The 7,558-nt window shown below is 65.5% G+C and carries 7 protein-coding genes; 5 read left to right on the top strand and 2 right to left on the bottom strand.

Going from position 1 to position 7,558, the window contains the following annotated elements:
• The 5 genes from Q7U29_RS25520 to Q7U29_RS25500 all read left to right on the top strand — a co-directional run.
• Positions 1–667, top strand: a 667-nt coding sequence (locus tag Q7U29_RS25520) for a hypothetical protein (protein WP_304746051.1), incomplete at its 5' end; no start/stop codon positions are given.
• Between the two features lie 31 nt (positions 668–698).
• Positions 699–1,676: a zinc ribbon domain-containing protein gene (locus Q7U29_RS25515; protein WP_304746049.1), complete on the top strand. Its 978-nt coding sequence runs from the start codon at positions 699–701 to the stop codon at positions 1,674–1,676.
• Positions 1,677–1,885: 209 nt separating this feature from the next.
• The gene (locus Q7U29_RS25510) at positions 1,886–4,624 is read left to right on the top strand and encodes a hypothetical protein (RefSeq protein WP_304746047.1); all 2,739 of its coding nucleotides are present in this window, start codon (positions 1,886–1,888) and stop codon (positions 4,622–4,624) included.
• Positions 4,621–5,775, top strand: a complete 1,155-nt coding sequence (locus tag Q7U29_RS25505) for a zinc ribbon domain-containing protein (RefSeq protein ID WP_304746045.1) — start codon at positions 4,621–4,623, stop codon at positions 5,773–5,775. Before Q7U29_RS25510 ends, Q7U29_RS25505 begins: the two co-directional genes overlap by 4 nt.
• Entirely contained in the window at positions 5,687–6,709 is a 1,023-nt protein-coding gene (locus Q7U29_RS25500) for a hypothetical protein (RefSeq protein ID WP_304746044.1), read from the top strand. The genes Q7U29_RS25505 and Q7U29_RS25500 overlap by 89 nt, the downstream gene beginning before the upstream one ends.
• Positions 6,710–6,727: 18 nt before the next feature.
• Here Q7U29_RS25500 and Q7U29_RS25495 read toward each other — a convergent pair whose 3' ends face one another.
• Both Q7U29_RS25495 and Q7U29_RS25490 read right to left on the bottom strand, forming a co-directional pair.
• Entirely contained in the window at positions 6,728–7,216 is a 489-nt protein-coding gene (locus tag Q7U29_RS25495; protein ID WP_304746042.1) for a hypothetical protein, read from the bottom strand.
• A gap of 43 nt (positions 7,217–7,259) precedes the next feature.
• Complete coding sequence (locus tag Q7U29_RS25490; RefSeq protein WP_304746040.1) at positions 7,260–7,541, bottom strand: YARHG domain-containing protein; 282 nt, start codon at positions 7,539–7,541, stop codon at positions 7,260–7,262.
• Positions 7,542–7,558 lie beyond the last annotated feature (17 nt).

Here is a 7,558-nt window from a genome sequence, read left to right as displayed (position 1 = left end):
GTGGGTCGAGGTGCCCAAGACGAAGTGGGAGCAGCATTCCAACGACGCCTTCGCCGAGCTGACCTTCTTCGACAAGACAAAATGCCCCAAGGGGATGGACCCTGCGCAGCAGAAGGCGTGGTGGGCGGAGCAGCACGGCCATACTCCGACCGACCGCACCTTCCGCGAGGCCGGCCGCGACTACTCCGACCAGATCGCCGATCTCAGGACCGGCGAGCGCGTCAATCTACCGGGCGGCGCGGCGGGAGGCACCGGCACCACCCGGATTGCCGAGCTCAAGGACATCGCCTCAGGCAAGGTGGCGCCGCCGTCACAGCCGATAAAACTCGCCGATCCGCAGGGACTGGCGCAGCAGTTCCACGAGAAGGTGACCGGCAATTTGCGCCGCGGTGATCCGTTCGAGGCGATCGCGCAGGCGCAGAAGGGTGTCGATACGCTGGACAGCGTGCGCAAGGCCTATGGCGCGCAGAACATCCCGGCCGGTGCGCTGCCCGGCAATCTGCGCCAGGCGATGGATCTGGTGAAGTCCTCCAACCTGCCGGTTCATCCCGACGCCGCGGTGCTGCACACGCTGGAAGGCAGGCTGGAGCGGCTCGGCTTCACCGACATCGGCGACTTCAGCGAAAAACTCTCCAGCCAGTTCGAGGGGCTGAAATGGACACCATAGAACGCGCGCAATCGCGCTCAGGAGGAATGTCATGACTACTCAAACGATTGCACCGGATGCGGTTCAGCTCGATCGCGCCGCAAAAGCCGGCCAATTGCCGCCGCCGGTGCGCGCCGGTCTCGCCGATCCCTCAGCGCGCATCGCGGTGACGACAGTGACGCGCGACGGCGGGCGGCGACTGGATTGCTATGCAGTCGCGGGCGCGGGCAAACAGCTGGCGGCGGTGACGCCGGACGCTGAGGGCGGCGCCGCGGTGTCATTCCCGGTGGATGGCGCGCTGGCGGAATCCCTCGTCGTTGAAACCCTCGGCCTCGATCAGCCGCTCGCCCCTGTCGACCATCGCAGCGAACTCGACACCGCCGCATTGTGGGCGCTGGCGGCGATGGCGGATGCGCACCGGCAAGCGGAACTGGAGAGCCTGCTCGCGCGCACGCCAACGCGCCAGGTCGCGCTCAACGAGGACAGTATCTACCTGCGCGCGCTGGACGGCGCGACGATGCCCGATCCGCGCTGGCTGTCGGGCATGCTGACGCAGATTTTCGGCCCGGGCGACGTCACGGAAGCGCGGCTGCTGGCAGGGCTCGACGTGCTGGCGCGCGGCGGGTTGATCGCGCGGGGCAAGACGGGATTGTGGTCGCCGCAACCGGCCTTCGTCACCGCCTTCGCGCATCTCGAATTGCCGCTCGTCGCCGCGGTGCTGTCGGTCGATCGCCGGCGGACCGGCGGATTCGATTCCGCGACGCTGGCATTTCTGCGCAGCTTCGCCGCCGTCTGGGTCATCGAACCGCTCGGCCCGGCCGGAGCGCCGGCCGCGGTGCGCCTCAGTTCCGTCAGCGCCGCCGACGCGAGGACGCTGGTGCACGACGCCATTGCGCTGGCGCTGAAGGAGCCCGCCGCGCCGCCGCAAGCGCCGAAGGCGGCCGCAGCGCCGCGCTTCTGCAAGCAATGCGGTCATCCCGCGACTCCCGCCGCCCGCTTCTGCGGCCAGTGCGGAGCCGAATTGAAGTGAGAGGCCGGGCCAACTTTCAACTTCAGCGCCGCGAAACTGCCCATCGCCGCAGGCTACGCGGCCCCGGTGGCGCTTCGCAGTCGTGGTCATGGGCGACACGTCTCTTCGCCGGGAGTTGCGGAACGAACGCGCTGCACCGCTCATCGTTCGTGCTCGCCACCATAGTTCTCGGGTGCCTTGTCATCGGGGCGATTCCATCTGCGGCCCAAGTGGAGCGCGATCGCGCAGTCTTCGCGGCTATCCGCCTCGGGGGGCAAAGTTCGGCAGAGAACTTGTCGAAGCGCCTTCGCTGGAAGGAGTTGATCGAGAGAAGAAACACCTACTCACTTTTCCGCGCAACGTGCCAGCCGCGCGTGTGGGAAGGCTCAGCCAGTGACATTCCCAATTATACCGGTCCACCTGCGCGCACCTTCATGGAGTGGTGCAACGGAAATGTTCGAGGCATTGCACTGTTCGTCTTTGACGGCGAGGCTCAGGCCAAAGCGTATGCAGCAAGTCAGGGCATCAATCCAAATAACGGCTTCTCTTGGCGCCATGCCGGCGGTCCTTACGCGGTCCGAGTTCTCACAATGGCGCTGCCTCGTCAATCCGTAGAGGGTCTTCTCGATGCAATGGTTGCGGAAATCCATGCGTCGATCGATCTTTCTCAACCCGCGCGCCCGCCTCAGGGCGCGAGCACTCCATCCCCGTCCGCACCAACCGAGGAGATCCCTGGGTGGGCGGTGGGCGAGGAAATGCCGCTGGGACTTACTCCAGCCGAGATCGCGGCGGTCTCAGCGCTAGCCGGCGGTACGGCGCTGCTCGGTTCGCTGCTGATGCTGGGAGCGAGCGGCGTTCGGCGCGATGAAGTGCTGCAAGCGATCCGCGATCTGCTGCGCGGCCGGCTGCCCGAGGATCCCTATGAGGCGTGGAAGCGCAAATACGAGGCGCTGGGCTGGAGATACAGCGAGAAGGACGGCGTCGGCACCTTCGATCCGGTCGACGGTGCCCGCAACGAGGGCGGCGAGATCTATTCGGCCGAGCGCGGCGGCTTCGTGGGGCCCACAGCCGAGACCACGATCGTGCCGCCGCGTTTACCGCGCGATGGCGACGTCAACGAGCGCGGCGAGGTGTGGAGCTCGTTCTCCGGCGGCTATGTGGGGCGCCATACCTACGAGCAGGACATGGCGAGCCGGGCCGGACTGGCGGAGAAGGACCGCCGCGACCTCACCGACATGGCAACCGGACAGGACGCCGATGTGCGGGAGTTGCACCAGCGCTGGCTGGAATCAAAGGAAGCGATCGCCATCCGGAAGGAGGAAATCGCCGAAGCCTACCGGGTACGCAACCGGATCGAAGGTTATCTCGACCGGCTCAAGACCGAGGCGGAGCACGCCGGTGAACTGGATGCAAACCGCGAGCGGCTGATCTGGCGCATGCGCCTCCACGCCGACGATCTCGCGCTGGCGCCCGACCCATCCAATTCCGTCGAGCGGTTACGGCGCCTTGGACAGGCCTCCGTCAACCTCGGTCGCGCCGGCTTCGAGGTCACCTATACCTATCGCGACGCGCTGGTGGATACCGCGCTCGAGACCGGTGCGCTGGCGTCCGATGTCCTGCTCACGCGCGGCGCAGCGTCGGCTGGGCTGGCGTCGTACCGCGGAACCCAGGCCTCGCTGGCGGGTGGGGCAAGCGCATCGGAAGCGGCGATTCAGGGCCTGCAGTCGGGATTGAAGAGCTATTTCTTCGGCAAGGCGATGATGGAGGGGCAGAAGATGGCGGCCGGGATTCCGACCGTGGCCAAGTGGATCGCCAAGGCCCACCAGACCGAGGTGCGGCTCTGGCCGAGGCCGGCGCAGCCAGCGCCCGCTTCCGGCACCCGCATCTGGGGTACCGGCATGCGGGCCGTGCAGCGCGAAGTCGAGGAGCGTGCCGCCGCCAAGCTGCCGGCGGGTCATCCGACGCGGCAGATCGGTGCGATCAACGAAGCCCTCGGTGAAGCCGGGCCGCGGTTCAATGCCCGACTGGTGAATCCCCATGCGCGGCTCGATCCCGCATCGCCAGCCTACGGCAAGGCGGTCGAGGCGCTGACCAAGAATCCCAAATATCTCACTCCGCAGGCCAAGGCCGCCGCCGATGCGGCGCGCTACGACCTGAAGATCAGAGCCACAGAGCGGGCGCTGGAAAACGTCTATGCCAAGCATCCCGAATTGCGCGGCTCGATCACCGGCATCCAGAACACCGGCAGCCACGCACTCAAGGGGCCGAACTATCGCGGTCTCGATTCCGACGTCGACTTTACCCCGATGCACAATGGCACGCCGGCTGGGGCCAGGGCCGCGGAACTGTTCCGGAAGGAATTCGACGGCGCGCTTCGGCAGGTGAGCAGGGACCTGACGAAAGGTACGCCCGGCAGGCCGGAAGGCATCGAGGTCGGAACGCATGACCTCAAGATCAATGTCTATGCCAACAACACCGGACGCGGGGCATTCCGCAGCGAGGGCGGGCTGAAGGTCAAGGATATGCTGAACCAGACCAGCGGCAGCATCGAGAAGATCGATGGTGCGCGCGTCACCCACCGGCTGAACGGCAACGATCCCGTCGAAATCGGGGAAGGCACGCGGTGGACGACGGGCAGCGTGCGTGAAGTCACCAGCCGAGATCCCGCGACCCTGGCGTGCGTTCGCGCGCAGGATGCTCGCCAGCTTGCGGGCTTCCGAAACGACTGTCTGAACAAATACGCCGAAGAGCTGGGCGAGATGTCGACGCCGGGCGAGCGCATGCACCAGGCAGGCAAGCTCTATCAACTCACGCGCAGGATGGAAACCAAGGCAACCGATGGCAGACCTCTCGGCGTTGATCGTGAGTTCCTGGATCTTGCGCAGCGCGCGAAGGACCCGGGGCTCAGCGATGCGGCGAAAGAAGCCGCGGCGGTTCGCCTGCTCGATGCCATCAGGAGCGGAAAATGAACACCCAGGTCAGCGTAGAGCCCCGCACGGTTTCGATGTCGACGGCGCAATTGCAGATGCTCCTGCGTGCGGCCGGCACCCAGGGCTCGCTTTCTCCGGTTCGTGACCTGCCTGCCGCAAGCCCTGCATCCGACGACTCCACCACGCTCAGGGAGGCAGGCATTCTGGATGAAGCCGGCGCTCCGACGGCAAGCTGGATGCCGGCCGCCGCGGCGCTTGCGGCGCCAGCCCTGCAGGTCGTGGTCACTGCGGGGGGGCCGGCCGGATTAAGTCGCCTGCAGGCTTTCGCGTCGGACGAGACCAACGGCCGCCTGGTGTCGTTCGTCGAGCGCGGAGCCGGCGAGTGGATGGTTGCCTGGCCGCTCGCGGAAGACGACATCGCCGCCATCATGACCGCCCAGCTTGCGCTCGATAGTGCAACCAACGATCCTGACGTCCAGCTGGAGCTGACGCCCGAGGGGTTCCTGATGCTGGGCGCGGTGCTGGATGCGCTGCGTGAAGAGGAGCTCGAGTCGTTACTTGCACGTGATCGTACTCCGGCGCCGTTGCTGAAGGCTGCGGCTGTTCGCGTCGCCATGGGGGCAGGACTCACCTCGGAGGACTATCGCTGGCTGGTTCCGATCTTCCGCCGCCTGCTGCCGAACGTGCCTGAAATGAACCAGGGCGCGATCGACAAGGGGCTGGCCGATCTCGTGAGCGCATCGATCATCGAGGCCGGACCGGACCGCGAATACGGACTGGTTGCGGCGTTCGAACCGGTGCGTCGGCTGTTGCTGGCGCCACTGGCCTGGAGCACGCTGACGACGATTTCCGAAGCGAACTTGCAAGCGACATGGAACCAATTGGGAGGCATGCGGACATTTGTGGGCCTGTGGGGAGTGGAGGCGCGCGCCAATGGAGTGAGGTTGGGAACGCTGGGTGAGGCCGTGTTGCTTCAAGCGTTCCGATCGCTTGTAACCGACGCGCTTGCGGCCATCCCCGCCGGGAAGCAAGGCGAGCAAGCTTCGCGTCGGGCAACGGCATCGGCGAACATGGCGGGATCGACAGCAGGCAGCGAGGTAAATGCGGCGCGGCGCTTCTGCCAGCAATGTGGCCGTCCTGTCGGCACGGCTGATCGTTTCTGTGGCGAATGCGGAGCGGGATTGGCGTGAGAAGGCAGGCCGCAGCTGGCGGCGGGTTTGTTCCAGATCAATGGACCGCGATTTCCCGGGTGTTCAATGGGTGGGTTTTCGAGAGAGAAGTGTGATGTCAACCAGAAGTCATAGGGTCGCTGTCGGCCTCTTCGCCGTCCTCGCGGCAGCAGGCTTTGTGGGTATCGCCCCGGTGGTCGCGTCAAAGCCGGTGCCGAAAACCATCGTCGGCTGCGTCGCCAACGGAATCTTCGTCTCGTCCGACGGTTACGAAATCCGTCCGAGCAATGCCGACGGCCGGGAGTTCGATCTCCGGCCGTTCGAGGGACATCAGGTCACGATCAGCGGCGACTTGCTGCCGGGCGATGCCTTCATCCTCAAAAAGCCGCCGGTTGACTCAGGCCCCTGCAAGACGAAACCCGCAGGCGTCGATCCCGCCGTTGCCCCTGCCGCAGAGGCGGTGAAGGTCACGACGGGCGGCTGGCAGATCCACAAGCCCAGCAAGGAGTACAAGGACCTGCCCGCGCTGCTGCCGAAACAGCAGGACAGCGGGGTCGAGGCTGGGATCGGACTGCTCGAATTCGTTTGCATGAAATCGAACTATTTCGTGTTGCTGGTTCAGCCGTCGGTCAAATTGCGCGATAGCGAACCCGGCATGATCTCCGCGCGCGCGGCGAATACGGCGAGCGGATCAGCCCCGGTTCCGCTGACGTTCCGCAATCTCTACAAGACGAAGTCGGTCCTTTCGCGCAGCCTGAACTGGGATGCGGATATTCACTATGCCGAAATCGGCGCGCCGCTGCTGGCGTCGATCAAGGCGGCCGGTGACCTGGACTTGACGCTGGCGGGCCGAAGCTATGTCATCAACCTGTCCGACCTCGGCTCGCGACTGGGAACCTTCCAGCGGTTTTGCGAGAACGGCGTCGTCGAGAATCCGGCGCATTTCGAACGGTAAAGCAGCGGACACCGCTGGTCAGCGCGGCAGTTCGGGAAGTCCGCATGTCCTGGCGATCACGGGCCAATGCTGCTTCAGCCCGCTGCTGGGGAGGATAGCCTTGACCGGCGCGGTGTTGGTGCCTTCGATCCTGCCGGTGGTCCGGGCCAGCGCCATCAACGCCGCGACCGGCAATTCGCTGCGGCTTCCGGCATTGCCCACCCGTTCCAGGATGCTGTCGTCCCAGCTGAATGACAGCGAAAATACTTCCTTGCCCACGGTCAGTTTCGCGGCGCCGCCGCTAGCGCCGACGTCCGGATTGCCCATCGGGCCGCCGCCGGGCGAAATGTTGACGAGCTGCAGCTTCTTGTCGGGGCAGGCGATCGCGAAACAGAATTCGCGCTGGTCGCACTGCATGACGATAAAGCCGAGCGCCGCGGGAAGTTGCGGCCTGGTCCAGCCCGGTGCGGCGACGGCGTTGCCGCCGATGACGCAGGCGAGCACGGCGAGAAGAACTCTCACGATCATGTGCGCCCCTTTCAGCTGCTTTCCGTTCTCCAACGGGCGTTCCTCAATTGCAGCCGCTGCGCCGCTCGATCCGGGTGATCTCGGCGATGCGGGCACGGATACCGCGCGGCAGCGGCACGCTGGCCTCGATGTCATAGATGCAGCCCCCGTTACCGAAATAGGAGATCGCGCGGGACGTCTTGAAGCAGTAGCCGGCCTGCTTGTAGTAGGAATTGCGCTCGACCCATAAATCCTGGCAACTCTGGGCGCTGGCCGTCGAGATCAGGCCGCCGCCGCCAACCGCCACAGCCAATGCGCCAATCAGGTATCGATATTTGATCTTCATGGCAGTCGTACCTCTGT

This window comes from Bradyrhizobium sp. (assembly GCF_030654605.1).
In the GTDB taxonomy this organism is placed as follows: domain Bacteria; phylum Pseudomonadota; class Alphaproteobacteria; order Rhizobiales; family Xanthobacteraceae; genus Bradyrhizobium.
The sequence above is the reverse complement of the archived record's forward strand: the minus strand, read 5'-3'. Positions and strand labels throughout refer to the sequence as shown.

Bases quoted from the DNA above. Each gene is read 5' to 3' on its own strand.
- Q7U29_RS25495 (WP_304746042.1), bottom strand. From the start codon at position 7,216: ATGATCGTGAGAGTTCTTCTCGCCGTGCTCGCCTGCGTCATCGGCGGC.
- Q7U29_RS25490 (WP_304746040.1), bottom strand. From the start codon at position 7,541: ATGAAGATCAAATATCGATACCTGATTGGCGCATTGGCTGTGGCGGTT.
- Q7U29_RS25500 (WP_304746044.1), top strand. From the start codon at position 5,687: ATGCGGCGCGGCGCTTCTGCCAGCAATGTGGCCGTCCTGTCGGCACGG.
- Q7U29_RS25515 (WP_304746049.1), top strand. From the start codon at position 699: ATGACTACTCAAACGATTGCACCGGATGCGGTTCAGCTCGATCGCGCC.
- Q7U29_RS25505 (WP_304746045.1), top strand. From the start codon at position 4,621: ATGAACACCCAGGTCAGCGTAGAGCCCCGCACGGTTTCGATGTCGACG.